The organism is Deefgea sp. CFH1-16 (genome assembly GCF_016881365.1).
Classification (GTDB): domain Bacteria; phylum Pseudomonadota; class Gammaproteobacteria; order Burkholderiales; family Chitinibacteraceae; genus Deefgea.
On sequence record NZ_WLYT01000001.1, the window covers coordinates 3,026,173 to 3,049,511 of the forward strand.

Sequence of the window (23,339 nt, forward strand, 5' to 3'; positions counted from 1 at the left end):
TTGCGAATCTCGGCTTTATTAGGAAATATGCGTATGTCGCAAAATAAAATTATTCATGGGTTTCATGCAGTCACATCGCGCTTGCGGCGTTTTCCCGATTCTGTGCTGGAGGTTTACGTTAATAGTGAACGTAGCGACCCACGGATGAAAGACTTACTGAAAACCGTGAAATTACAAGATGTAAAACTGGTTCAAGTGGATGGTGCGCGTTTGGATGGTATTGCTGGCCATGTGCGTCATCAAGGTGTTGCGGCGCTGATTGATACTGAAAAAAGCTATTTGTCGATTGAAGATGTGTTGGATGATTTAGATGAGCCACCGTTTTTATTGATCTTAGATGGGATTACCGATCCGCATAATTTGGGCGCCTGCCTTCGGGTGGCCGATGCTATGGGCGTGCATGCGGTGATTGCACCGAAAGATAAATGTGTTGGCGTAACGGCGACCGTATCCAAAGTGGCGTGTGGTGCCGCTGAAGTCGTGCCGTATGTGATGGTGACGAATTTGGCGCGAACGATTCGCGACTAAAAAAGAGCGTGGTATTTGGGTGGTGGGTACTGCGGCTGATGGTCAGTGCGATTTGTTCCATTATGGGCAAACGGGCCCGATTGCGTGGGTGTTGGGTAATGAGGGTGAAGGCATGCGCCGTTTGACGCGTGAGCTTTGCGATAGTTTGGTATCGATTCCAATGTATGGTTCGGTCGAAAGTTTGAATGTGTCGGTAGCCGCAGGGATAGTCTTGTCTGAAAGCCGTCGTCAGCGCGTGATGGCCAAGTAAGCCATAGTCGCTGCGTTGGGTTTGAGTGTGCTTGACTGAAAGTTGGCATGATTAAATAGGTATTGCGATGTAGGCTTTGTTCAATAAGCGCTGCATTGCAATACCTATTTTTATTGGCGCTTAATTGGTAGGCGTAGATTGCGTGGGGATTTGTAAAATAAAGCTGGCTAATTGTTGGGCTGGCGAAGTATTGGTTTGGCTCCATGGGCCAAAAAATTGGCGTTGTAATGGTGGGTAGGCATGGAAGTTATGCGCTGGATACTGGTTGAGAAATTCGCTGGCAAGCTGCTGGAGCGCGATGCATTGTTGTTGCTGTGCACCCATTTGCTGGGCGAGCTCGGCAAGGAACTGCGCTTGATCAAGCGGATTGGGAGTGGGTAGGTTTGGGATGTTTTGCCAAAAGGCGGGGTTTTCTTGTGAGGGGTTGCCGGTCATGATTTGCCACGCGCGATGTGCAAAGCTGGCCGCGCCAAAGTCGCCAATATGCAGCCAACCATTGGCAATCGGGGCGAGTGCATCCAGTAAAGGGGCAGCACTTTGTAGTGCGGTTACCGAACCCGCTGCGGCGAAGATAAAACCGTGTTCAGCTGCTTGCAGTGCTGGCAGGGCGAGTAGTTCAATATCGGCGTGAAAAGTGTTGGGTGCCGCGTGTGGATTGGCTTGGACAAACATCATTGCCGATTGGGCGTTGGTTTTGTCGCAAAATTGATAGTCAATCGCCGCAAAATGCTTGAGACGATGTGCGAGCAGTGCTTGTAGGGGTTGTGGCGCGACGATGGTGTAATGCATTGTAGCTCCATTGGGCTGCCGTTATTGATTGGGCAGCCCGTGCGAGATTATTCGCCTTGGCAGTTGCTCAACAGCTTTTTCAAACTGTCGCCATCAATGATTTCAATTAAGCGATTTTGAACTTTGATAAAACCTTGGTCTTGAAATTTTGACAGAGTACGACTGACGGTTTCAAGTTTGAGTCCGAGGTAGCTACCGATTTCTTCACGCGTCATTCGCAAATGAAAGCTAGTTGATGAGTAGCCGCGCACGGCAAAGCGTTGTGATAGGTTGAGCAAAAAAGCTGCCAAGCGTTCTTCTGCTTTCATATTGCCTAATAGCAACATGACGCCATGATCGCGAACGATTTCGCGGCTCATTACTTTATATAAGTGGCGCTGCAAGAGTGGTACGTCACCGGCTAATTCTTCAATTTCACCAAACGGCAGTTCACATACTTCGCTGTCTTCGAGTGCAATGGCGTCGCAAGTATGAAAATCTGAACTAATGGCATCCATACCCATTAATTCGCCAGACATATGAAAGCCCGTGACTTGTTCTCGGCCATCCTCAGAAATTACACTGGCTTTAAAAAAAACCAACGCGGATGGCAAACAGTGATTTAAATGGTTCACCAGCACGGTAAAGGGCTTCGCCGCGTTTGATCGGTCGGGCTTGCGTGATAATGGCATCGAGCTCTTGCATTTCATCGGGGTTAAGCCCGATAGGGAGGCAAAGTTCACGCAAGCTGCAGTTAGAACATGATTGACGAAGGTGGCGAGGAGTCAGTTCGCGTATTTGAATATTTTGAATCATATAAGGCTCGATGTACGCTTGAATGATAATTTCAGCAGCTGTTGTAAAGCAAAATCAGCTATCTATAAAGAGGGATGTTGTATTTTATCTGATTTAGATCAAACTTTATTCTACTGGTCCATCTTATTCTGCGACCAAAGCAAAGTTACTGGGAAAGATCATGATCTCGAAAAAAATAAACATTACTACGCCAGCTATTGATTTCGATCGTGAGTTAATCGTGCGTTACGATGGCAAAGGCCCTCGCTATACCTCCTACCCAACCGCAGATCGATTTGTTGCTGGTCTTAGCCAAGAGGCGCATTCGGCTTGCCTAAGTCAGCGCATGCCTGGCGCATTGTCAATGCCTTTGTCATTGTACTTCCATTTGCCGTTCTGTAATACGATATGTTACTACTGCGGTTGTAATAAAAATTATTACTAAAGATCAGTCTAAAGCCGATGAATACCTCGATTATCTCACGCAAGAGGTAAAAATGTACGGTGATTTGTTGCCGAATCGACCTAAAGTAAGCCAGTTGCACTTAGGGGGCGGCACGCCGACCTTTTTGTCGCATGCTCAGCTGCAGCGTTTAATGGATGTGGTCAATACCCATTTTACTTTGCTGGAAAATGGCGAGTATTCAATTGAAATTGACCCGCGCAAAGTCGGTGAAGAAACGATTAAGCATTTGGCCAATCTTGGCTTTAATCGAATGAGTGTTGGCATCCAAGATTTTAATACCGAAGTGCAGGTTGCAGTCAATCGCGTGCAATCGGAAGCCGAAACACGCACCGTGATTGAAGCGGCTAGGATGTATGGTTTTCGCTCAGTCAGCGTTGATTTGATTTATGGTTTGCCGAAACAAACAGCGGCATCACTGGCGGAAACCATTGATCGCGTGCTGATGCTCAAGCCTGATCGTATTGCCCTATATAACTACGCGCATTTGCCCGAACGATTTATGCCACAACGTCGCATTAATGCCGATGAGTTGCCGTCGGCAGAGACGAAACTCGATATTTTACAAAATTCAATCGAGCAATTAACTCAGGCCGGTTATGTCTTAATTGGGATGGATCACTTTGCGCTGCCCAATGATGATTTGGCCGTCGCGCAGCGTCGTGGCCGCTTGCAGCGTAATTTCCAAGGATATTCAACGCATGCCGATTGTGATTTGCTGGCATTTGGCGTGTCTTCGATCGGTAAGGTTGGTGCGAACTACTACCAAAATGTAAAAACATTGGAAGCGTATTACGCCAAGCTAGCGCTAAATGAATTTCCGATTGAGCGTGGCTTGACCATGAACCGGGATGATGATGCGCTGCGCCGCGCGGTGATTCAGGCTTTAATGTGTCAGTTTGAGTTATTCTTTCAGACGTTTGAATCTGGCTATGTGATTGATTTTGTTGACTACTTTGCCGAAGAGCTTGAGCTGCTTAAGCCTTTTGTTGCAGATGGTTTGTTGGTGTTAGAGACGGATTCTATCGTGGTGACGCCTAAAGGGCGGATGTTGATTCGTTCGATTGCGATGGTGTTTGATGCGTATTTACGGACAAAAGCGACTCAAGCAAGGTATTCTCAGCTGATTTAATGGCTTGTGAAGTGGTATGCTTGAACTAGATTGGCTGGCGTTATTTTTAGCAGGTTTACTCGGTGGCGGTCACTGCGCAGGGATGTGCGGTGGTATTGTTGCAGCGTTTAGTGCCAATTTACCCAAAGGCCCAAGGTGGATGTACGACTTGGGCTTTAATTTTGGCCGCTTAGCAGGGTATGTCGCTGTAGGCGCAATATTGGGTGGCATTGCGAGCTTTACTGCCCTTAGTCAGCTGCAGGCATTAAAATCAATCTTATTTATTTTGGCCAATATATTGCTCATTGTTTTGGGTCTATATATTGCAGGTTGGTCGTTGTGGCTCACTCAAATTGAGAAAGTCGGACAGCCGCTGTGGCGGGCGATTCAACCGATTTTACGGCGTTTTTTACCGATACGTTCGGTGTGGCATACGCCTTTGATTGGTTTTTTATGGGGCTGGATTCCTTGTGGTCTGGTTTATACCGCCAGCTTGGCTGCGCTATCAACGGCATCAGCACTCAAGGGTGGGGTGGTCATGTTAGCGTTTGGTTTGGGGACGCTGCCGAATTTGTTGTTGATGGGCTTTTTTGCGGCACGCTTTATGCGGGTATTAAATTACCCTGGAGTTCGTCCTAGCTTTGGTTTGGTGATTGTGGTCTTTTGGGGTGTATCGACTATTGAGTTTGATTTGATTTGATTTGATTTGATTTTTGTCTAAAAAAGCGCCGCAGTGAGTGCGGCGCTTTTTTTATTTTCTACTGGACTGAGGCGTAAGGATGGTCGGTTTAGCTTGCGGGGCCATGTCAGGGTAATCTCGGCTGTAATGTAGGCCACGGCTTTCTTTTCTGGCCATGGCGCAACGAACGATAAGCTCGGCGGTAATCACCAGATTACGTAATTCAATTAAGTCGTTTGACACGCGGAAATTGCGATAAAACTCATGAATTTCGCTCTTGAGTAATTCAATCCGGTGCAGTGCGCGCTCAAAGTCGTTTGGTGGTGCGCACGATGCCAACGTAGTCCCACATAAAGCGTCGTAGCTCGTCCCAGTTGTGTGAAATCACCACTTCTTCGTCAGGGTCGGTGACGCGGCTTTCATCCCATTCGGCAACGTGAGGGAGGTTGCGAGGAGTTTTTGTTGCAAGATGTGCTCGGCTGCTGATTTGCCTAAAACCATGCATTCAAGCAAGGAATTTGACGCAAGTCGGTTGGCACCATGTAGACCAGTGCAGGCCACTTCACCCACGCCATAAAGTCCGGCCACGTCGGTTTGCCCGTTCAGATTGGTGACTAAGCCGCCGCACGTATAGTGCGCGGCGGGTACCACGGGAATTGGCTCTTTAGTGATGTCGATGCCCAGCTCAAGGCAGCGCAGGTAAATGTTGGGGAAGTGCTCTTTGACAAAGGCGGCGGGTTTATAGGAAATGTCTAAATAAACACAGTCAAAACCGCCTTTTTTCATTTCAAAGTCAATGGCGCGTGCCACGATGTCCCGAGGGGCTAATTCTGCCCGCTCATCGTGATTGGGCATAAATCGCGTGCCGTCCGGTAGGCGCAAGATGCCGCCTTCACCGCGCACGGCTTCGGTAATCAAAAAAGATTTAGCGTGGGGATGGTAGAGGCAGGTCGGGTGAAATTGAATGAATTCCATATTGGCCACGCTACAGCCCGCGCGCCAGCCCATGGCGATGCCGTCGCCAGTGGCCACGTCAGGATTGGTGGTGTACAGATAGACTTTGCCCGCACCGCCGGTGGCGAGTACGGTGTGCTGCGCAAGGATGGTTTCAACTTGATCGGTAGCTTTGTTGTAAACATAGGCGCCGATGCAGCGATTTTCACTGGTTTTATCCGTAATTAAATCGACGGCGATATGTTCTTCCAGTACGGTAATGTTTGGGTGTGCGGCTACTTTGATCGCCAACGTGTCAATCACTGCCGCGCCTGTAGCGTCGGCGGCATGAATGATTCGGCGGTGACTGTGGCCACCTTCTCTGGTGAGATGAAAGCCGTGGTAGCTGGTTTGACCTTCGTCGTCTTTGGTGAAGGGAACGCCCATTTCGATGAGCCAATCGATAGCTTCTTTAGAGTTTTCGATAATAAATCGAGTAGCGTCAAGATCACACAAGCCTGCGCCAGCCACTTGCGTGTCATTGATGTGTAGCTCGCTGCTGTCGGAGCCATCCAGTACGGCGGCGATGCCACCTTGCGCCCATCCGCTACCGCCATCGCGTAGCGCGCGTTTGGTAATGAGGCCGACTTTGAGTTGGCTTGCCAATTGAAGTGCGATGGTCATGCCACCGAGTCCGCTGCCCAGAATCAATACATCAAATGTGCGCATGGTGATTTATTTCGAAAAATGGATGGGCAAATATTAACAGAGCGCACGATCTCTGGCTTGGCTTACAACAATGTGGCTTGCAATTTTCAAGCCAAACCCAATATATCAAGGCTTAAATGTAATAAATGCAATTTTCTGTGGGAGTTTTTACCCTTGCTTAAAATCAGTGAGCGCGATTTAGATCATGAATTGGTCTTGCGGGCGCAAAATGGCGACCAGCGTGCTTTTGAACTGTTGGTTGTAAAGTATCAGCGACGTGTGGTGCGACTGTTATCGAGAATGATTCGTGATCAAAATGAAATCGAAGACGTAACCCAAGAGGCTTTTATTAAGGCCTATCGGGCTTTGCCGTCTTTTCGCGGTGAAAGTGCGTTTTATACGTGGCTGTATCGCATTGCGATTAATACCGCGAAAAACTACCTGTCGACCTTGGGTCGCCGGCCGATTTTGTCTGCAGAGTATGAAGATGAGGATGGCGATACTGTCGATGCGGCTGCATTAGTACCAGATTTTCATACGCCAGAGACTGAACTATCCAATAAGCAGATTGTCTCTACAGTCAATGAGGCGGTTGATGCTTTGCCTGATGAATTGCGCGAAGCGATTACTTTGCGTGAAATGGATGGGATGAGTTATGACGAAATCGCCTTGGCGATGGATTGTCCGATAGGTACCGTGCGTTCGCGTATCTTTCGCGCGCGGGAAGCGATTGCCAATCGCCTGCGTCCTTTGCTGGGCGATGTGGGCAAGGATAAACGCTGGTAGTCGGGCGTGGCGTATGGCGGCGGTTAAAGACAGGGGTTTGTAGTATGAGTGAAAAAATTTCAGCCTTAATGGATTGTGAAGTTGCGCCGCAAGATGTTGCAGCTGTAGTGGATGAGTTGCTCTCGTCGGCAGAGCAGCAAGAGGATTGGTGTCGTTGGCATTTGGCGCGAGATGCGATTGGGCAGCCGCATCTGTCGACGTCGTCTGAATTTATGCAAAAATTTTCTGCCAGATTGGCGCAAGAGCCGGTGGTGATTGCACCTCGTGCATTGCGCCCCAAGAAAGCGCCATGGCTGCAATTGGCCGCGCTGGCATCGGTGGCGTTTGTGGGTTTGGTGGTGTGGCAGTACTCCTTACCAAGCGCTTTGCCTGTTGATGTGATGGCGCAGCAAAAACCGATTGAATTAAAGTCTGCAGAAATTAGCCCTTATTTGGTTGCGCATCGGGACGGCTTTTCAAATCCTTTAGCCTCTGAGCAATTTGCTCAAGCGCATTTTGAAGTTGGAGAGCAGCATTGATGGTGGCGAAAGCGTATTGCCGGATTGTGGTCATATTGGGGTGTTTGTGTGCCTTTAGCGCGCAAGCCACGCCTTTAGATAAAGCTGAGGCGCAGCGGGTGTTGGCGCGCTCGGCATCGGCCGCCGAGGCGGTGAGCTATACGGGCAATTATATTTATCAATCAGGCGAGAATATTGCCAACTATAAAATCAGTCATGCGATCGAGAATGGCGTGGCCGCAGAACATCGTGAACTATTAGACGGTGAGCCGCGTGAGTATTTACGAGTGGGTGATAAAGTCAGTATGTATCCGGCGCAAGGCTATGCTGTGCAACTGGATCGTCGCTATACCTCTAAATTATTTCCAAATCATTTGCCTGATGATGTAAGCGAGTTGCTGCATTCTTATGGGGTTTCTAAAGTAGGGCGTGAGCGGGTTGTCGGTCGAGAGACGACGATTTATCAGCTTGATCCATTGGATGCTTACCGTTATCCGCAGCGTTTTTGGGTGGATGATGAGAGTGGTTTGATTTTGAAATGGTTGATGATGGGTATGCGCCAAGAAATGGTGCAGTCGTTTAGCTTTACTCAAATTCAGGTTGGCGGCAAAATCAATCAAAAATTGCTAAAGCCCATTTATCCGCTGCGTAGTGTGCAGGTGAATGACGGTGCAGTGCTGGATCTTGCCGAAGATAAAAAATGGCGCATTAAGCCGACTGTACCGGGTTTTAAGCTGATCAAAAAAAGCACTCGAAGCTTGCCGCATAAATCACGCGAAGTGGTGCACTACTTATTTAGTGATGGGGCAGTAACGTTGTCGGTGTTTGTTGAGCCGATGAATGCCAGTATTCCCCTTGGGTTGGCGCATCAAGGTGCGATTCATTTGTATGCGCGGCAAGTTGATCAATATTTATTGAGCTGCTTGGGTGAAGTGCCTGCCGTGACGGTGGAGCGTTTTGCGAAAGCGTATACGCTGCGTTGAATTAATGAATAAGGTTTAATCTCAGAATGATAATCACAGAGGCGCAAGTTGAGCGCTGTGAAGGTGGCCAGGCATGGGTCAAAATCCGGCCTCGTAGTCCTTGTGGCAATTGCCATCCAAAGTATGGCTGCAAGTCTGTGGCGATTACGCGCTTGTTTGGGCAGGGGCAAGAGAGCTATCCGGTGCAAAATCAATTGGGGGCGAAGGCCAGCGATTGGGTAAAAGTGGCGGTGAATGACGGAGTGTTGCTGCAAAGTGCGCTGTGGGGTTATGGCTTGCCTTTGTTGTTGTTGCTGTTGGGTGCTGCATTGGCTTTGTTGGTTGCGCCAGCGGCTTGGTCTGAGTTGGCGTCCTTATTGGGTGCTGCTCTGGGTTTTGTTGTTGCGTTTGTAGTGCTGCGTTGGCGTAATGCCAAAATGCAAGCATTTCAGCCGCGAGTGATCGAAATTATGTCAGCCACATCAGGCTCGACGATGTGCGCGGGACGGCAATGATGGTTGTTTTTTCTGGTTCGCATTGGGCGCAGTAGCGCGCGTAAAGGGTTTATGAAATTAAAATTATATGGCCGCGCCTATTGCAGCCTATGTACACAGATGCAAGCGCAGTTGTTGGCGCAAGCGGCTGGACGATTTGAGCTTGAGTGGATTGATATCGATGATATTGATGAATTAGAGGCAAAATACGGTGAGTGGGTGCCGGTTTTGCTTGATTCTGATGGTGTTGAAATCTGTCATTACCACCTTGATCAACAGGCTTTGGATGCTAGCCTGGCAAAAATCAGTTAAAATGGGCGGTTATCGCTAGTATGGGCACGCGCAGCGTGCCTTTTTCTATTCGCAAATTGTGTAACAGCTTAGTGGCTGCGGGACTCATGGATCACATTCGTAATTTCTCTATTATCGCGCACATCGACCACGGTAAAAGTACCTTGGCTGATCGTTTTATTCAATTTTGTGGTGGCTTGGAAATGCGTGAAATGAGCGCCCAAGTCCTTGATTCCATGGATATTGAAAAAGAGCGTGGCATTACCATTAAAGCGCAAACTGCCGCTTTAAAATACAAAGCACGTGACGGCAAAATATACAATCTCAATTTGATTGATACCCCAGGTCACGTTGACTTTAGCTATGAAGTGAGCCGGTCGCTGGCCGCCTGTGAAGGTGCGTTGTTGGTGGTTGATGCCTCGCAAGGGGTTGAGGCACAAACCGTTGCTAACTGCTACACCGCGCTTGAACTCGGTGTTGAAGTGCGTACGGTCTTAAATAAAATTGATTTGCCTGCTGCCGATCCAGATCGAGTGGCGCAAGAAGTCGAAGACATTATTGGTATTGAAGCGGTAAATGCGGTTCATGCTTCGGCCAAGTCGGGTATTGGTATCGAAGACATTCTGGAAGAGGTTGTTAACAAGATACCCTGTCCAAAAGGCGATCCAGATGGTCCATTAAAAGCGCTAATTATTGACTCGTGGTTTGATAATTATGTTGGCGTGATTATGTTAGTGCGCGTGATTGATGGCGAAATTCGTCCGAAAGACAAAATTTTATTTATGTCGACTAAAGCGCAGCATTTGTGTGAACAGGTTGGGGTGTTTACGCCTAAATCAGTACAACGCGATGCGCTTCGTGCTGGTGAAGTTGGCTTTATCATTGCTGGGATTAAAGAAATTGCCAGCGCTAAAGTGGGGGATACCATCACTACGGTTAAAAATCCTGCCGCTGCTGCTTTGCCAGGCTTTAAAGATGTTAAGTCACAAGTTTTTGCCGGGCTTTATCCGGTAGAAAGCCATGACTATGAAAAGCTGCGTGATAGTTTAGAAAAACTTCAGCTCAATGATGCATCCTTGCATTATGAGCCTGAGGTTTCGCAAGCCTTGGGCTTTGGTTTCCGTTGTGGCTTCTTAGGGCTCTTGCATTTAGAAATTGTGCAAGAACGCTTAGAGCGCGAATTTGATATGGATTTGATTACGACGGCACCAAGCGTGGTTTTTGAGTTGGTACTCAAAGGCGGCGAAGTGGTACAAATCGAAAATCCATCCAAGCTGCCAGACCCGTCAAAATACGATGAAGTCCGTGAGCCGATTATTACTGCTACGATTTTAGTGCCGCAAGATTATGTCGGCCCCGTGATGACTTTGTGTAATCAAAAACGCGGTATGCAAATCAATATGCAGTATATGGGTCGTCAAGTGATGTTGACCTATGAAATGCCAATGGCCGAAGTGGTGATGGATTTCTTTGATAAGCTCAAATCAGTGAGTCGTGGTTATGCCTCGCTCGATTATGACTTTAAAGAATTCCGCGTTGGCGATTTAGTGAAGTTGGATGTTTTGGTTAATAGCGAGCGCGTTGATGCACTGAGTTTGATCGTTCACCGCAGTACTAGCCAATATCGTGGTCGTGAATTGGTTTCGAAAATGCGTGAGTTAATTCCACGGCAAATGTTTGATATTGCAATTCAGGCGGCAATTGGTAGTCATATTATTGCGCGTGAAACGGTTAAAGCGGTACGAAAAGACGTATTGGCTAAATGTTATGGTGGCGATGTGTCACGAAAACGTAAATTGCTAGATAAACAAAAGGCCGGAAAAAAACGCATGAAGCAAGTAGGGAATGTGGAAATTCCACAAGAAGCCTTCTTAGCAATTTTACAAGTTAGCGACAAATAAACACTCCACTTCGTTAAAAGGAACAGTCAATGAATTGGCTCGTAATTGGTATTCTTTCTTTGGTGTTAGGCCCGATTTTAATTATGGCAGGGGCCAAGCACGAACGAAAAAATAATGAACCACCTCAGTTGGTGCAATACGGCTATTTATTGGCTGTTGTTGGCTTGTTTATTTTGTTGGTGCAGTTTTTTTAGTATTAGTGCCGCCATGTTGATTTTTGTTGCTCTGACCGGTGTGGTCTGGGCAATGGATAAATTTGTTTGGGGAAAAAACACGCGGCGATAAACAAATCGCTGATTGGGTTGAGTACGCGCGTGGATTTTTTCCGGTTATTTTGGCGGTATTTGTATTGCGCTCGTTTATTGTTGAGCCGTTTCAAAATTCCATCTTCTTCTATGCGTCCAGGATTGGTCGTCGGTGATTTTATTTTAGTGAATAAATTCTCTTACGGACTGCGCTTGCCGATCTTGAATAAAGTGATCGTGCCAGTAGGTGAGCCTGAACGCGGTGATGTGATGGTGTTTGATTATCCAGATAATCCGAAAATTCAATATATTAAGCGGGTTATTGGTTTACCCGGTGATGTAATTGAATATCACGGAAAAAAACTCACGGTTAATGGCAAGCCCGTAAATACGACGGCAGAAGGTGAGCACCAATACGTTGAAAATGGCGTGTATTTGGTCAATAACCAACAATTTGTTGAGCAACTCGGCCAGAAGCAATATAAAACATTAAATATGGCCGAAGTGCCGGCGCTCAATTTACGTGAAGTGGGTGATTTCCCGTTTAGAGAAAATTGTAGCTACGATGATTCAGGCTTTAAATGTACGGTGCCTCAGGGCCAGTACTTTATGATGGGTGACAATCGGGATCATAGCGCTGATAGCCGTTATTGGGGTTTTGTTCCTAGCGAAAATATTGTGGGTAAAGCGTTTTTTGTTTGGATGAATTTCAAACATTTTGATCGTATTGGTACTGCTATTAAATAGGGGTGTGGCAATGAAAAAGCAATTAGGGCTATCTTTTTTTGGTTTTATTATTGTCGCAATGGCAGTGGCTATGGCATTGATTGTCGGCTTTAAAGTTGTGCCAACGTATACCCAGTTTTTCTCGATACAAAATACGGTCCAGAAGTTAGCAAAAAGTAGTGCCGGACAAAGTCCAGACGCGATTCGTGAATCTTTTGATAAAGATGCCGCAATCGGTTACATCACGGATGTGACGGGTAAAGATTTATCGATCACCCAAGTGGGTGGAGTGACAACAATCGCAGCCAACTATGAAAAGGTTGTACCTTTAGTCGCCAATGTGAGTCTTTTGTTTGATTTTCAAATTGAGCAGTCTTCCGGCACGAGTGCTCAATAATTTGAGGGATATTTAATTTGTCAGTCGTCTTACCCGCCGAGCGTTTGCAAAAAACGCTCGGTTATGTTTTTTCTGAACCTAAGCTGCTAAAGCAAGCTTTAACGCATCGTAGTTTCTCATCGAAACACAATGAACGGCTTGAGTTTGTTGGCGATGGTATTTTGAACTCAATTGTGGCTCGCAGCCTGTATTTTGCATTCCCACAATTGAGCGAGGGCGATTTGTCGCGCTTGCGTGCGCATTTTGTTCGACAAGAATCATTGGCGGTGATTGCCAGTGAATTGCAGCTGGGTGATTACCTTTCGCTAGGCGAAGGGGAGCTCAAAAGCGGTGGTCATCGTCGTCCGAGTATTTTGGCAGATGCACTGGAAGCGATTTTGGGCGCGATTTGGCTTGATGGCGGCTTTGCCGCTGTAGAAGCCGTATTGAATCAGCTATTTGCTGCGCGTATTGCGGCGGTTAATCCTGAAGAAGCAATGAAAGATCCAAAAACTTCATTGCAAGAGTGGTTGCAAGCTCGCAAAGTTGAATTACCTAACTACGTGATTGAACGGCAGCAGGGTGATTCACCTGACCAAATTTTTGAAGTAAGTTGCACCATTGCTGAATTAAAAGTCAGCGCAAAAGCAGAAGGTACTAGCCGGCGAGCCGCAGAGCAGCTTGCTGCTGGCGCAGTACTCCATCAATTGCGTGAGCAATTTCCAGGCAAAAAGGTTGTACGAAAATGAATGAACTAATTAATGAAGAAAATGCAGTAAGCGATGGTTTTCGCTGTGGTTTTGTTGCCATTGTTGGTCAACCTAATGTTGGTAAGTCAACGTTAATGAATCATTTGATTGGTCAAAAATTAAGTATTACGTCGCGTAAGGCACAAACTACCCGTCATCGTATTACTGGGATTTTAACCTCTGAGACTGCGCAGTTTGTTTTTGTGGATACGCCAGGGTTTCAAAAGCGGTTTAGAAATGCGCTCAATCAAGCGATGAATCGTAGTGTAACGACAACGTTAGCCGATGTTGACGCGATTTTATTTGTGGTTGAAGCTGGGCGTTTTGGTCCTGCAGATCAAGCGGTACTTGAGTTATTGCCTAAAGATCGTCCGGTTGTTTTGGTGATTAATAAAGTCGATATGCTGCCCAATAAATCGGCGTTATTCCCGTTTATTGAAGAAGTTGCTCAGAGTTTTAACTTTGCCGCAATTGTGCCAGTATCGGCCCAAAAAGGCTTGAAATTAGATGTCTTGGTGTCGGCGATCGAACCGTTGCTACCAGAGTCAGTGCCGATGTTTGGTGAAGATCAGATTACCGACCGTAACGAGCGATTTTTAGCTTCGGAAATTATTCGTGAGAAAATTTTCCGCATGATGGGCGAGGAATTGCCCTATGTAATGGCGGTAGAAATCGAAAAATTCGAAGAAGAAACACTGGCTGATGGCCGTGAATTACGTCGAATTTATGCAGCGATTTTGGTGGATAGAGAAAATCAAAAGCCGATTTTGATTGGTAAAAATGGCACCAAATTAAAGAAAATCGCTACCGATGCCCGTATAGATATGGAAAAATTGTTTGATGCCAAAGTGCATTTAGAGGTTTGGGTCAAAGTAAAAAGTGGTTGGGCTGACGACACCCGTTTGGTGCGTCAATTCGGTTACGAATAAAGTATGACGCGTTCGTCAAGTAAGCTGCGGATTAATTTGCAGCCTGCTTTTGTTTTGCACCAGTATGCGTATCGTGAAACGAGCCGCTTGCTGGATGTGTTTTCTCGAGATCATGGTCGTGTAACGCTCTACGCACGTGGCGTGCAGCGACCAGGGTCGCAAATTCGCAGTGTTTTGCTGGGTTTTCAACCCTTGTTGTTGTCGTGGTTTGGGGGCGGGGATTTAAAAACACTGCATGCTGCACAATGGCAGCCTGGCTTGCCCCAGTTAAGCGGCTTGCCGCTGTTGTGTGTGTTTTTATATGAACGAGCTGTTGCAGCGTTTATGTCCTAAAGAAGAGGCTAATCCCGCCTTATTTACCGCTTATTTTTCTGCAATTCAAGCTTTAGGCAAACTCGGTGCGGATCAGCGTGCGGTTGAACCTATTTTACGCTTATTTGAACGCCAATTACTCGATAGTCTGGGGTATGGCATTGATTGGCTGCGTATCGCCCGATCTGATCAACCGCTCAATCTGCTTGAACGATATGAGTTTGAATATGGCGTCGGTTTAGTGCCTAGCCAAAGCGCAGTAGCTTGTCCTGCGCCGTTAATTTTGGCATTTGCTGCGGGAGATTTTACTGATCTGCAGGTTTTGCCATGGGCCAAAATGTGGATGCGACAATCGATTGCAGCAGTGTTGGGTGATTCCGTATTGCACACGCGACAATTGCTGATTGATTTGCAGAAGTTATAATAGGGTATGCTTTACTAGCGCATGCTATTGTTATGTTGCTGGCTTATACCTTAATTAATAGGATTAATTTGCACATGTCTCGTTCTATTTTACTCGGTGTTAATATTGACCATGTTGCAACGGTACGTAATGCCCGTGGTACGCTCTATCCACAACCTGTGTTGGCGGCGCAGCTCGCCGAGCAAGCAGGTGCTGATTTAATTACCTTGCATCTACGTGAAGATCGTCGACATATTCGTGATGAAGACGTCCGTTTGGTGCGTGCGGTATTGCAAACGCGTATGAATTTAGAAATGGCATTAACCGAAGAAATGCTGGCGCATGCGCTAGACATTCAGCCGCAAGACGTTTGCTTGGTGCCTGAGCATCGTGCTGAAGTGACTACCGAAGGTGGACTTGATGTATTAGCTAATCCAGCGCATTGCGGTCGATATATTCAAACATTACAAGACGCAGGGATTCGCACTTCAATTTTTATTGATCCGGATTACGCGCAAATTAAAATGGCCCATGAATTGGGCGCACCAGTGATTGAGATTCATACTGGGCGTTATGCTGATGCTAAAAATAGGGCTGAGCAACAGTCTGAATTAGAGCGCGTTAAACAAGCGGCAGCTTATGCTGCCTCTTTAGGTTTGGTGGTTAATGCTGGGCATGGTTTGCATTATCATAATGTACAAGCCATTGCCGCCATTGCCGAAATCGAAGAACTAAATATTGGACATGCTTTAATTTCGCATTCAATTTTTGTCGGTTTAAAAACCGCAATTGTCGAAATGAAAGCATTAATGCAGGCTGCTCGTTGTAGTTAGTTGTGCGCCTGAGGGCACCTAGCTGAGTCTTTCGGTGATCAGTTTTACCTTAGTTGTTCATACTTGAGGGAATAGCCATGATTAGTATTTCACACGAAGCTAAATATACGCATGCAGTGGTATTTGAACAATTTACCCTGCAAGACTATAAAGAGTTCGAAGATAATGTCTTATATGATATTCGTTTTCATGGGGCAGCCCGGCTTTTGCTCGATTTGAGATTAATGGATGGCTATACCATCGATATGGCATTAGAGGAAATTCGATTTTCAAAGCAAAATCGTCAAAATTTTGATCGAGTGGCCGTGGTCAGTGATGATCAATGGGTGGTTTGGTCTGTTTGGTTAAATCAAGTTATTTCTGAGTCTGAAATAAAAGTATTTGCCGATATTGTGAGCGCACAGCAGTGGCTTGAAGATGTGAATATTGCCGCCTAAATGTCGTATTTTATGTTGACGACAAAACATGCAGTTTGGATATAAATATGCTCGATCGAATTAGCTCTCTTTTTTCTCGTGAAAAATCGCCGCTAGCAAACCAAAAGTCTGCGCAGCAGTGGTGTAAACAAATATTGCAATTAGATCCGGCATCTCGTTGCAATAAAGTGCATGAGTTAGTTACAGATTTTATTGCGGCAGCGGACAAAGCTTCATTTGAACGCTTGCAAGCTTTGATGCTGGTTGATGAACAAATACAAGAGGCATTTGACGCGGTTTGTTATCAATATATATCTAATCCGCGCATGTCTAAAGAAATGGAGCAGCAGCTCTGGAAATCTGTAGTGAGTTTTTCTACGGATATGGTGGATGCTTATCAACGATTTGTACAAGCCGATGGCAGCGAGAGCCAGCAACAATCATTTGATCCTTTGATGCCGGTTGTTTTGGCGCGCAGCTTGCGTTATCTCGCCATTCAAGCTAAATGGCATTACTTCCGTTTTGAAAAAGTACCGCCAAAATTATGGCTGCAAGCGCATCAGTTATATCGTTTATCTGAAATCGGCGGTTTTGACTGCAATTCATTCGCACTTTATCCAAGCAGTAAGGACGAGGTGTCATCATGTGCGGATGAATATATTCAAATGCTCATGCTCAATACCTTATCAAATAATAATTTATCAGTGCGTCAAATTGACATGATTGATGGCTGGCTTGAGCAATGGTCTAAATTCATTCAGATCGGCCGAAAATATCAAGATACGCAGCATCATTTCTGTATCAATTTGCAAGAGTCGCAAGGTCCGCAAAAAATTAATAACGATTTATTGGGTGAGCCCTATCGTTATTGGGGATTGAACGATTTAATCGGGCATATTCAAGAGACATTGGGCAAGCTAATGACTGGCTCTAGTTATGCCTCTTTGGGTTTGAACTCCGATTCGCGTGGATCAGCGGTGAGTGATTTACTCAAACACCTGGATGTATTTTGGACCATGTGTATGCGTAACAGTCAGGTGAAACGCAGCGCTAGACAAAAGGTGACGAAATCCGCTGACGTGATTTATGGTTTGGATCGTATTTGTCGGTACGTTAAATTAGATAACGATAAATTTAATCGACAAGGTGCAGATGCTAAAGACACAGTAGATTACGATGAAATCATGGATATGCGTTTATATGGATTTGTTTCTTCAAGAACCAAAGAAAAACTAGCCGCCAATCCATATAGTTTTACTAGTAATGCCAAGCAAGAAGTCGATTGGCATAGCTGGTCTATAGATAATGAAAGCGCTGACGGTTTTGGCGCTACATTACGGTTTTCTGAAAACGAATGGATACGGCCTAGTTTATTGTTAGCCTCGCGTGAAAATAATGAAGCGAACTGGCGAATTGGTATTTTGCGTCGAATAGCACGCTTGAGTGATGACGAAGTTTCTGTTGGCGTACAAGTTATTAGCGTCACACCGGTGATGGTTGGGATGAAGTCAGAACAAAAAGATCGAGTTGAAACAATTACCGTAGCCGATTTGAATTTTACTGCCGGACTTGAATTGCCCAATGTTCGAACTGCACTGTATGTCGCGCATCAGTTAAATGGAAATAGCGTCAATACTTTGATTATGAATTTAGCTGATTATGGCGTAGATAAAGTTTATCAAGTAAATGCACGCGATAAGAAGTTTTCGGTTAGTTTAGGGTCAGTGTTAGAAAAAGGGGTTGATTGGGCTTGGGTCACAGTGAATGTGTTGCGGCAAGCATAATGAATGCAACTGAATACGGTACATAAAAAATGGCGTGAATCTCACGCCATTTTTTATGGGTCAATTAATGCCGTATTGCTGATTTTGGGCGGAATGATTTTACAATTGCAGGGTCTGTTTCTATGTATGGACCGTCAAGCAATTGAATGCAATATGGAATAGCAGAGAAAATGCCCGGCACGAGTGTTTTGGCCTTGGTCGTTTTTTAAGCCTTCTAATGTTTCTTTGATCGATTTGGGTTGCCCTGGCAAGTTTAAAATTAAACTATTACCGCGAATGACGGCAGTTTGTCGTGACAAAATGGCGGTCGGTACAAAATGCAAACTAATCTGCCGCATTTGCTCGCCAAACCCAGGCATTTCTTTATCCATTACTGCACGCGTTGCTTCAGGCGTGACATCGCGTTTAGCGGGGCCGGTACCGCCTGTAGTGAGGACGAGTTGGCAAGCGGCGATATCAACCAGTTCGACTAAGGTTTGCTCGATCAGCGATTGCTCATCAGCAATGAGGCGCGTTTCTAGTGTGAATGGCGTAGTGAGTACTTGCGCTAGCCACTCACCAAGTGCCGGGATGCCTTGGTCTGCATAAATACCGCTGCTGGCTCGATCAGAGATAGAAACAAGCCCAATTTTTAATGCAGAATTCATATTGAAATACTCAAAGTAAAGCTTGATGCCGTGCGGTTTAATTGAAGAGCAGTAAAGTCGCAAACGCTAAATTGCGCCAAACCGGTTGAATCTGCTCCGGCCGCATGGCTAATGGCAATAACGTGAGCGCCTGCTGCATGTGCTGAACGAATTCCCGCTGGCGCATCTTCAAATGCGATGCAATCACGAGCATCAAGTTGTAGTAATGCAGCGCCTTGTAAGTAGGGTGCTGGATTGGGTTTGCCCAAAGTTACATCTTCTGCGCCAATTAAGTGTTTGGGCGTCGGTAGGCCTACAAAAGCCAGTTTTGCCAGCGCCAGTTCACGTGGCGCCGAGGTGACCACGGCCCATTGATCGAGATCGAGTGACTCAAGAAAATTCTTCGCGCCAGCGATCGCTACCGAGCCATCTAGGCTTAGTAGTTCTTCAGCAATCAACTGCGCTGTTTCTGCTTGAGCATCTAGATGGGGTGCAACGAGGGCAATGGTTTCTTCGCCACGTCGACCATGCATGACTTTTAAAATGGTGGAGAAATCGATTTGATGACGTTCAGCCCAATTGCGCCAGATTTTTTCAATGCAAAGCGTTGAGTCAACCAAAGTGCCATCCATATCAAACAAAAAACCGTGAGCGCAAAGCCTCGGAGCTGAATCGGGGTGCATAAATTAATCCTTGGTCGGGGCTTCTTCTTCGGGGTCTTGGTATCCGGTAGCCGGCTCTTTGATGAAAGTTTTCATCAACTGAAATAATTCTCGGAAAGCTTTTGGCGGTACGTGCTTGCCTGCTTCTTGTTGTTGGCGCTCTTTGAGTGAATTGCGGATCAGTTGGCGTAGGTGCTGAATGTCAACTTCAGGATAGTCGGCGATAAAGGTTTCAACGGTTTTTACATCGGTGAGCATTTTTTCGCGTAAACGCTCAATTTGGTGCAGCCAAATATTGTGCGTGTTTGAAATGCCTTTTTGCGCATCAAGAAACGCATAAATTGGGGCTGGATCGATATTTCGCATCAATTTGCCGATATACTGCTTCTGACGTGCAGTGGCACCATTGGCCGTGATTTTCCGACCTTCTTTGACTGCATCCAAAATGTTCTCTGGCAGGTTCAAAAGGGCGAGTTGTTTTGGCGTATATTGCAGCAAAGTCGCGCCTAATTCTTGCAACGCAATGGCGTCGCGCTTGGCTTGTGACTTGCTGATGATGCCAACGGGCTCATCGCTGTCGTATTGATTTAGGTTGGTCATGGTGTCAAGTACTTGTGCAAAAGCAGTATGATACCAAACGAAACCCTGTTACTGATTGTTCTTCTGGGAAAACTTCTGTGTCTGAATTTAGTTTTAGTGAACAAAACCTGCGTGATTTAGCCGCGCAAGTGTTACAAGAGGCGCAAAAACAAGGCGCAACCGCTTGTGACGTTGAGGTTTCCGAAGGCGCGGGCCAAAATGTATCGACTCGTTTGGACGAAATCGAAACGATTGAATACAACCGAGATAAAGGTGTGAATGTTACCGTTTATCTGGGGCAGCAAAAAAGCGCATGCCAGCAGTAGCGATTTTTCTAGCGCTGCATTAGCTGAAACGGTCAATAAAGCGTTAAGCATTGCCAAATACACTGCTGCCGATGAATTTGCCGGTCAGGCCGATCCGGCGCGCTTGTGTACGCACTTTCCTGATTTGGACTTATATCACCCTTGGCCTTTATCCGTCGAAGGCGCGATTGAGTTGGCGCGAGAGTGTGAAGCAGCCGCTCGCGGAGTGGATACGCGAATAAATAATTCCGATGGCGCCACGGTATCGACGTCTGGCTCGCGCTGGGTGTACGCCAATTCCTTGGGTTTTATGGGCACGGGTACCAGTACGCGCTACAGTATTTCTGCGGCAGTGATTGCCGAAGATGAAAGCGCCATGCAGCGCGATTACTGGTATAGCTCGGCGCGCGCCGAAACCGATTTAGATTCGGCCAAGAAAATTGGTCAACGTGCCGGTGAGCGCACGATTCGCCGATTGGGCGCACGTCGGCTAAAAACTGGCGAATACCCCGTGCTGTTTGAGGCACCCGTGGCCAGCTCTTTGATCGGACATTGGATTGCAGCGGTGAGTGGTGCAAGTTTGTATCGAAAATCGAGCTTTTTGGTCGATAGCCTAGGCAAATCGGTGTTTTCGCCGTGCGTTACGATCACTGAAGATCCATTTTTAAAGCGCGGCTTTGCCAGCGGGGCTTTTGATGCCGAAGGCGTGGCCACCGTGGCGCGTACGGTGGTGGATGTCGGTGTGCAGCAAGGGTATTTCCTTGGTAGCTATTCAGCGCGAAAGCTAGGGATGGATACCACGGGTAATGCCGGCGGCCCACATAATCTCTTGGTGGCACCCACCATCGATGCGGCCAGTCTATTGGGCTTGATGGGAACGGGCTTATTGGTGACCGAATTACTGGGGCATGGCACCAATATGGTCACGGGGATTATTCGCGTGGCGCGGCTGGGTTTTGGGTTGAGAATGGCGTGATTCAATATCCGGTTGAAGAAATCACCATTGCCGGTAATTTGCGCGAGATGTATCAGCAAATTATTGCCGTGGGAGATGACGGTTTGCGCTCAAGTAGTCGCCATGTTGGCTCGATTTTGATCGAAAAAATGACCGTGGCCGGTGAATGACCTCACAGCTTCCCGCTTATTGGCAACAAGCCTGCGTGCATTTAGCGGCGCAAGATACAGTGTGGCCAAGCTCATTGCGGCGCATCCTGCGGCTAGCCTGCAAAGCCGAGGGGATGTTTTTCATACCTTGGCCAGAGCGATTGTTGGGCAACAAATCTCGGTTAAAGCCGCTGATACAGTCTGGGCAAGATTCTGTGCGGCGCTGGGGGATGTATCAAGCGCCGCCGTGTTGCAGCAAGATCCAGAGGCACTACGCGCCTGTGGCTTGTCGGCCAGAAAGGTGGAATACCTCTGCGATTTGGCCGCGCAGCAGCATCAAGCGGGGCGCTTAGACCCGAGTTTGTGGGTGGACTGGGATGATGAAGCGATTATTCAAGCATTGATCGCCATCCGCGGAATAGGGCGCTGGTCGGCGGAGATGTTTTTATTGTTTTATTTATTGCGCCCCAATGTTTTGCCGCTGGCGGATATCGGTTTGGTCAAAGCCATTGCACTGCATTACCACGCAGGTGAGCGTTTGCCGCGTGCGGCGTTGATTGAGCTTGCCGCAGTGTGGCAGCCGTGGTGTAGTGTGGCCACGTGGTATCTGTGGCGCAGTTTAGACCCAGTTCCGGTCGAATATTAATGCTGTTCTTTGATAAGAAATGATATGACTCAATTAACGCAAGACCCGTTTGCTACATGGCATGAGTTGGCACAAAAAACGCAAGAAATGTGGCTCGATTCCGCCTTTGTCTTTTCACAGCGCACGCAAATGCTCGCGCAAGCGGGGATGAATCCGAATGCGGCCGAACAAGCTGAAATGACGCAGATGGGGATGGAAAAACTCGAAGCGGTGGGTGAATCTTCTGTCGCTGCTTTGCAGCAAATCGGGGCTATGCAGCAAGCCTTGTGGGCCAAGGCTTTGCAGCAAAATCAAGCGGCCATTGCCTTGGTGACCGCCAGTATGGCTTCGCCGCAAGCTGCACTAGCGGCACAGCAACAATATTCTTATCAGTTGCTCAGTCCTGAGCTACTCACGCAAGCCAGCGCCGATATGGCGCATGCCATTCTGCATCCAGTGCATAAACGCACCACTGAAAATGCAGAACGGTTGCGGGAAGAGAACGATTAATTACAATGTTTTGAGCTTGCCATGAAATTGTGACAAGCTTGAATAGCCTTTCTTTTCCATGATTTCGCTAAGCTCAGCTTTTACTCGGCCAAAAATGCTCGGGCCTTCTTCATACAGCGCCGTGCCCATTTGCACCAAAGTCGCACCTGCTAGAATGTGCAAGAATGCTTCATGACCTGATTTCACACCACCGCAACCGATGATGGCTTTTTCTGGGCAACGGCGATAAAACGCATTCACATTGGCTAGCGCAGTCGGCAGAACGTAATCGCCACCCAAGCCACCAAAGCCATCTTTCGGTTTGATGATGACCGATTCGCTGTCAATATCAATCGCCAGCGCATTCCCAATTGAATTAATACAAGTCACGAAAGCGACGCTTGGGTAACGATTTAAAATCGCCGCCGCTTCGTCAAAATGCGCAATATCAAAATACGGGGGTAATTTCACGCCTAAAGCACGTTGCCCGTAACCGGAGGTGACTTCGGCCAATAAAGTATCCATGGCATCAAAATCATAACCCAGCTGCGCTTTGCCCGGTACATTCGGGCAAGACAAATTGATTTCTAAGATCGCCGGAGTCACCGCGTCTTTTAAGCTGTCGATCATCGCCAAATTGTCATCGAGCGTGAGACCCGAAATCGAAATAAACAAGGGCTTGCTTTCGTAGTCATGACGCTCGGTATAGCGCAAATAATAAGCAAAGCCTTCGTTAGGTAGCCCCATCGAATTGATGCTGCCCCACGGCTTATCCCCATTGAGGACGCGGTAGCGCGGCTCGGGATTGCCATCGCGCGGCTGTAAAGTACAGCTTTTGGTCACCATGGCGCCCGCTTCTGATTCTTGCAGTGCTTCGAGTTGTGAACCCACGCTGCACCAAACCCCTGAGGCGTTCATCAGTGGGTTGTTCAGAGGTAGATCTAAAAATGTTGTAGCTAAATTGGGCATGAGAATGGCTCCCTAAGACGATTAAATTCATCTTAGCGGCT

24 protein-coding genes and 6 pseudogenes are annotated in these 23,339 nt (G+C 47.0%); 23 read left to right on the top strand and 7 right to left on the bottom strand.

Translation table 11 applies throughout. The annotated features are described in order from the left end of the window. Window positions 1–33 precede the first annotated feature (33 nt). Window positions 34–778, top strand: a pseudogene (gene rlmB / locus GKO28_RS16560) (23S rRNA (guanosine(2251)-2'-O)-methyltransferase RlmB). A gap of 120 nt (window positions 779–898) precedes the next feature. On the opposite strand, the gene GKO28_RS16565 reads toward rlmB, so the two are convergent. Then, window positions 899–1,567, bottom strand: a complete 669-nt coding sequence (locus GKO28_RS16565; RefSeq protein WP_182077116.1) for a hypothetical protein — start codon at window positions 1,565–1,567, stop codon at window positions 899–901. A 47-nt stretch (window positions 1,568–1,614) separates the two neighbouring features. Beyond that, window positions 1,615–2,362 (bottom strand): annotated as a pseudogene (gene fnr, locus GKO28_RS16570) (fumarate/nitrate reduction transcriptional regulator Fnr). Window positions 2,363–2,522: 160 nt separating this feature from the next. Here fnr and hemN point away from each other — a divergent pair. After that, window positions 2,523–3,936, top strand: a pseudogene (gene hemN, locus GKO28_RS16575) (oxygen-independent coproporphyrinogen III oxidase). 16 nt (window positions 3,937–3,952) lie between these two features. After that, window positions 3,953–4,615: a sulfite exporter TauE/SafE family protein gene (locus tag GKO28_RS16580; RefSeq protein WP_182077117.1), complete on the top strand. Its 663-nt coding sequence runs from the start codon at window positions 3,953–3,955 to the stop codon at window positions 4,613–4,615. A gap of 51 nt (window positions 4,616–4,666) precedes the next feature. Here GKO28_RS16580 and nadB read toward each other — a convergent pair. Next, window positions 4,667–6,256: pseudogene (gene nadB, locus GKO28_RS16585) on the bottom strand (L-aspartate oxidase). 162 nt (window positions 6,257–6,418) lie between these two features. Between nadB and rpoE the strand changes: the two are divergent. The 16 genes from rpoE to GKO28_RS16660 all read left to right on the top strand — a co-directional run bounded on the left by rpoE (window position 6,419) and on the right by GKO28_RS16660 (window position 17,939). Continuing rightward, the gene (gene rpoE / locus GKO28_RS16590) at window positions 6,419–7,021 is read left to right on the top strand and encodes an RNA polymerase sigma factor RpoE (protein WP_173534724.1); all 603 of its coding nucleotides are present in this window, start codon (window positions 6,419–6,421) and stop codon (window positions 7,019–7,021) included. Between the two features lie 44 nt (window positions 7,022–7,065). Then, complete coding sequence (locus tag GKO28_RS16595; RefSeq protein ID WP_182077118.1) at window positions 7,066–7,539, top strand: sigma-E factor negative regulatory protein; 474 nt, start codon at window positions 7,066–7,068, stop codon at window positions 7,537–7,539. Then, a complete protein-coding gene (locus GKO28_RS16600; RefSeq protein WP_247646828.1) occupies window positions 7,539–8,501 on the top strand; it encodes a MucB/RseB C-terminal domain-containing protein in 963 nt (320 codons plus the stop codon). The genes GKO28_RS16595 and GKO28_RS16600 overlap by 1 nt, the downstream gene beginning before the upstream one ends. A gap of 26 nt (window positions 8,502–8,527) precedes the next feature. Then, a complete protein-coding gene (locus GKO28_RS16605) occupies window positions 8,528–8,995 on the top strand; it encodes a SoxR reducing system RseC family protein (protein ID WP_182077120.1) in 468 nt (155 codons plus the stop codon). A 51-nt stretch (window positions 8,996–9,046) separates the two neighbouring features. Continuing rightward, window positions 9,047–9,286: a glutaredoxin family protein gene (locus GKO28_RS16610; RefSeq protein WP_173534305.1), complete on the top strand. Its 240-nt coding sequence runs from the start codon at window positions 9,047–9,049 to the stop codon at window positions 9,284–9,286. An 86-nt stretch (window positions 9,287–9,372) separates the two neighbouring features. Then, window positions 9,373–11,166: a translation elongation factor 4 gene (gene lepA, locus GKO28_RS16615; RefSeq protein WP_182077121.1), complete on the top strand. Its 1,794-nt coding sequence runs from the start codon at window positions 9,373–9,375 to the stop codon at window positions 11,164–11,166. Window positions 11,167–11,195: 29 nt separating this feature from the next. Beyond that, window positions 11,196–11,360 carry a hypothetical protein gene (locus GKO28_RS20505; protein ID WP_182077122.1) on the top strand — a complete coding sequence of 55 codons (165 nt, stop codon included), beginning with the start codon at window positions 11,196–11,198 and terminating at the stop codon, window positions 11,358–11,360. Between the two features lie 120 nt (window positions 11,361–11,480). Further along, entirely contained in the window at window positions 11,481–12,158 is a 678-nt protein-coding gene (lepB, locus tag GKO28_RS20510) for a signal peptidase I (protein ID WP_307839043.1), read from the top strand. 10 nt (window positions 12,159–12,168) lie between these two features. Continuing rightward, on the top strand, window positions 12,169–12,534 hold the full coding sequence (locus tag GKO28_RS16625; protein WP_182077123.1) for a DUF4845 domain-containing protein: 366 nt from the start codon (window positions 12,169–12,171) through the stop codon (window positions 12,532–12,534). A gap of 17 nt (window positions 12,535–12,551) precedes the next feature. Then, window positions 12,552–13,262, top strand: a complete 711-nt coding sequence (gene rnc / locus GKO28_RS16630; protein WP_173534301.1) for a ribonuclease III — start codon at window positions 12,552–12,554, stop codon at window positions 13,260–13,262. Then, complete coding sequence (era, locus tag GKO28_RS16635) at window positions 13,259–14,191, top strand: GTPase Era (protein WP_182077124.1); 933 nt, start codon at window positions 13,259–13,261, stop codon at window positions 14,189–14,191. Before rnc ends, era begins: the two co-directional genes overlap by 4 nt. A gap of 3 nt (window positions 14,192–14,194) precedes the next feature. Further along, complete coding sequence (locus tag GKO28_RS16640; RefSeq protein WP_182077125.1) at window positions 14,195–14,524, top strand: DNA repair protein RecO; 330 nt, start codon at window positions 14,195–14,197, stop codon at window positions 14,522–14,524. Further along, on the top strand, window positions 14,493–14,927 hold the full coding sequence (locus GKO28_RS16645) for a DNA repair protein RecO (RefSeq protein WP_182077126.1): 435 nt from the start codon (window positions 14,493–14,495) through the stop codon (window positions 14,925–14,927). Before GKO28_RS16640 ends, GKO28_RS16645 begins: the two co-directional genes overlap by 32 nt. Before the next feature lie 74 nt (window positions 14,928–15,001). Further along, window positions 15,002–15,739 carry a pyridoxine 5'-phosphate synthase gene (pdxJ, locus tag GKO28_RS16650; protein WP_182077127.1) on the top strand — a complete coding sequence of 246 codons (738 nt, stop codon included), beginning with the start codon at window positions 15,002–15,004 and terminating at the stop codon, window positions 15,737–15,739. A gap of 77 nt (window positions 15,740–15,816) precedes the next feature. Further along, complete coding sequence (locus GKO28_RS16655) at window positions 15,817–16,176, top strand: STAS/SEC14 domain-containing protein (RefSeq protein WP_182077128.1); 360 nt, start codon at window positions 15,817–15,819, stop codon at window positions 16,174–16,176. Window positions 16,177–16,223: 47 nt separating this feature from the next. Beyond that, window positions 16,224–17,939 carry a hypothetical protein gene (locus tag GKO28_RS16660; RefSeq protein WP_182077129.1) on the top strand — a complete coding sequence of 572 codons (1,716 nt, stop codon included), beginning with the start codon at window positions 16,224–16,226 and terminating at the stop codon, window positions 17,937–17,939. 64 nt (window positions 17,940–18,003) lie between these two features. On the opposite strand, the pseudogene mog reads toward GKO28_RS16660, so the two are convergent. From mog to yjgA, 3 genes and pseudogenes are all read right to left on the bottom strand, one after another. Beyond that, a pseudogene (mog, locus tag GKO28_RS16665) lies at window positions 18,004–18,586 on the bottom strand (molybdopterin adenylyltransferase). Further along, window positions 18,583–19,248 (bottom strand): HAD-IA family hydrolase, encoded by a 666-nt coding sequence (locus GKO28_RS16670; RefSeq protein WP_182077130.1) that lies wholly within the window; start codon window positions 19,246–19,248, stop codon window positions 18,583–18,585. Before GKO28_RS16670 ends, mog begins: the two are co-directional and overlap by 4 nt. Window positions 19,249–19,251: 3 nt before the next feature. Next, on the bottom strand, window positions 19,252–19,827 hold the full coding sequence (gene yjgA / locus GKO28_RS16675; RefSeq protein ID WP_182077131.1) for a ribosome biogenesis factor YjgA: 576 nt from the start codon (window positions 19,825–19,827) through the stop codon (window positions 19,252–19,254). Between the two features lie 77 nt (window positions 19,828–19,904). Here yjgA and GKO28_RS20515 point away from each other — a divergent pair, with 77 nt between their 5' ends. The 4 genes and pseudogenes from GKO28_RS20515 to GKO28_RS16690 all read left to right on the top strand — a co-directional run bounded on the left by GKO28_RS20515 (window position 19,905) and on the right by GKO28_RS16690 (window position 22,350). After that, window positions 19,905–20,132 (top strand): PmbA/TldA family metallopeptidase, encoded by a 228-nt coding sequence (locus GKO28_RS20515; protein ID WP_247646609.1) that lies wholly within the window; start codon window positions 19,905–19,907, stop codon window positions 20,130–20,132. Further along, window positions 20,086–21,236, top strand: a pseudogene (locus tag GKO28_RS16680) (metallopeptidase TldD-related protein). Before GKO28_RS20515 ends, GKO28_RS16680 begins: the two are co-directional and overlap by 47 nt. Then, entirely contained in the window at window positions 21,229–21,861 is a 633-nt protein-coding gene (locus tag GKO28_RS16685; RefSeq protein WP_307839044.1) for a DNA-3-methyladenine glycosylase 2 family protein, read from the top strand. Before GKO28_RS16680 ends, GKO28_RS16685 begins: the two are co-directional and overlap by 8 nt. A 24-nt stretch (window positions 21,862–21,885) precedes the next feature. After that, window positions 21,886–22,350, top strand: coding sequence for a polyhydroxyalkanoate granule-associated phasin (locus GKO28_RS16690; protein ID WP_182077132.1), 465 nt, complete (start codon window positions 21,886–21,888; stop codon window positions 22,348–22,350). On the opposite strand, the gene GKO28_RS16695 is transcribed toward GKO28_RS16690, so the two are convergent. Beyond that, window positions 22,351–23,298, bottom strand: a complete 948-nt coding sequence (locus GKO28_RS16695) for a dihydroorotate oxidase (protein WP_182077133.1) — start codon at window positions 23,296–23,298, stop codon at window positions 22,351–22,353. Window positions 23,299–23,339: the final 41 nt, after the last annotated feature.

Excerpts from the sequence above, each read along its gene's own strand:
- GKO28_RS16565 (WP_182077116.1), bottom strand. The coding sequence starts at position 1,567 with ATGCATTACACCATCGTCGCGCCACAACCCCTACAAGCACTGCTCGCA.
- GKO28_RS16580 (WP_182077117.1), top strand. The coding sequence starts at position 3,953 with ATGCTTGAACTAGATTGGCTGGCGTTATTTTTAGCAGGTTTACTCGGT.
- GKO28_RS16595 (WP_182077118.1), top strand. The coding sequence starts at position 7,066 with ATGAGTGAAAAAATTTCAGCCTTAATGGATTGTGAAGTTGCGCCGCAA.
- GKO28_RS16600 (WP_247646828.1), top strand. The coding sequence starts at position 7,539 with ATGGTGGCGAAAGCGTATTGCCGGATTGTGGTCATATTGGGGTGTTTG.
- GKO28_RS16605 (WP_182077120.1), top strand. The coding sequence starts at position 8,528 with ATGATAATCACAGAGGCGCAAGTTGAGCGCTGTGAAGGTGGCCAGGCA.
- GKO28_RS16610 (WP_173534305.1), top strand. The coding sequence starts at position 9,047 with ATGAAATTAAAATTATATGGCCGCGCCTATTGCAGCCTATGTACACAG.
- lepA (WP_182077121.1), top strand. The coding sequence starts at position 9,373 with ATGGATCACATTCGTAATTTCTCTATTATCGCGCACATCGACCACGGT.
- GKO28_RS20505 (WP_182077122.1), top strand. The coding sequence starts at position 11,196 with ATGAATTGGCTCGTAATTGGTATTCTTTCTTTGGTGTTAGGCCCGATT.
- GKO28_RS16625 (WP_182077123.1), top strand. The coding sequence starts at position 12,169 with ATGAAAAAGCAATTAGGGCTATCTTTTTTTGGTTTTATTATTGTCGCA.
- era (WP_182077124.1), top strand. The coding sequence starts at position 13,259 with ATGAATGAACTAATTAATGAAGAAAATGCAGTAAGCGATGGTTTTCGC.
- GKO28_RS16640 (WP_182077125.1), top strand. The coding sequence starts at position 14,195 with ATGACGCGTTCGTCAAGTAAGCTGCGGATTAATTTGCAGCCTGCTTTT.
- GKO28_RS16645 (WP_182077126.1), top strand. The coding sequence starts at position 14,493 with ATGAACGAGCTGTTGCAGCGTTTATGTCCTAAAGAAGAGGCTAATCCC.
- pdxJ (WP_182077127.1), top strand. The coding sequence starts at position 15,002 with ATGTCTCGTTCTATTTTACTCGGTGTTAATATTGACCATGTTGCAACG.
- GKO28_RS16655 (WP_182077128.1), top strand. The coding sequence starts at position 15,817 with ATGATTAGTATTTCACACGAAGCTAAATATACGCATGCAGTGGTATTT.
- GKO28_RS16660 (WP_182077129.1), top strand. The coding sequence starts at position 16,224 with ATGCTCGATCGAATTAGCTCTCTTTTTTCTCGTGAAAAATCGCCGCTA.
- GKO28_RS16670 (WP_182077130.1), bottom strand. The coding sequence starts at position 19,248 with ATGCACCCCGATTCAGCTCCGAGGCTTTGCGCTCACGGTTTTTTGTTT.
- yjgA (WP_182077131.1), bottom strand. The coding sequence starts at position 19,827 with ATGACCAACCTAAATCAATACGACAGCGATGAGCCCGTTGGCATCATC.
- GKO28_RS16690 (WP_182077132.1), top strand. The coding sequence starts at position 21,886 with ATGACTCAATTAACGCAAGACCCGTTTGCTACATGGCATGAGTTGGCA.
- GKO28_RS16695 (WP_182077133.1), bottom strand. The coding sequence starts at position 23,298 with ATGCCCAATTTAGCTACAACATTTTTAGATCTACCTCTGAACAACCCA.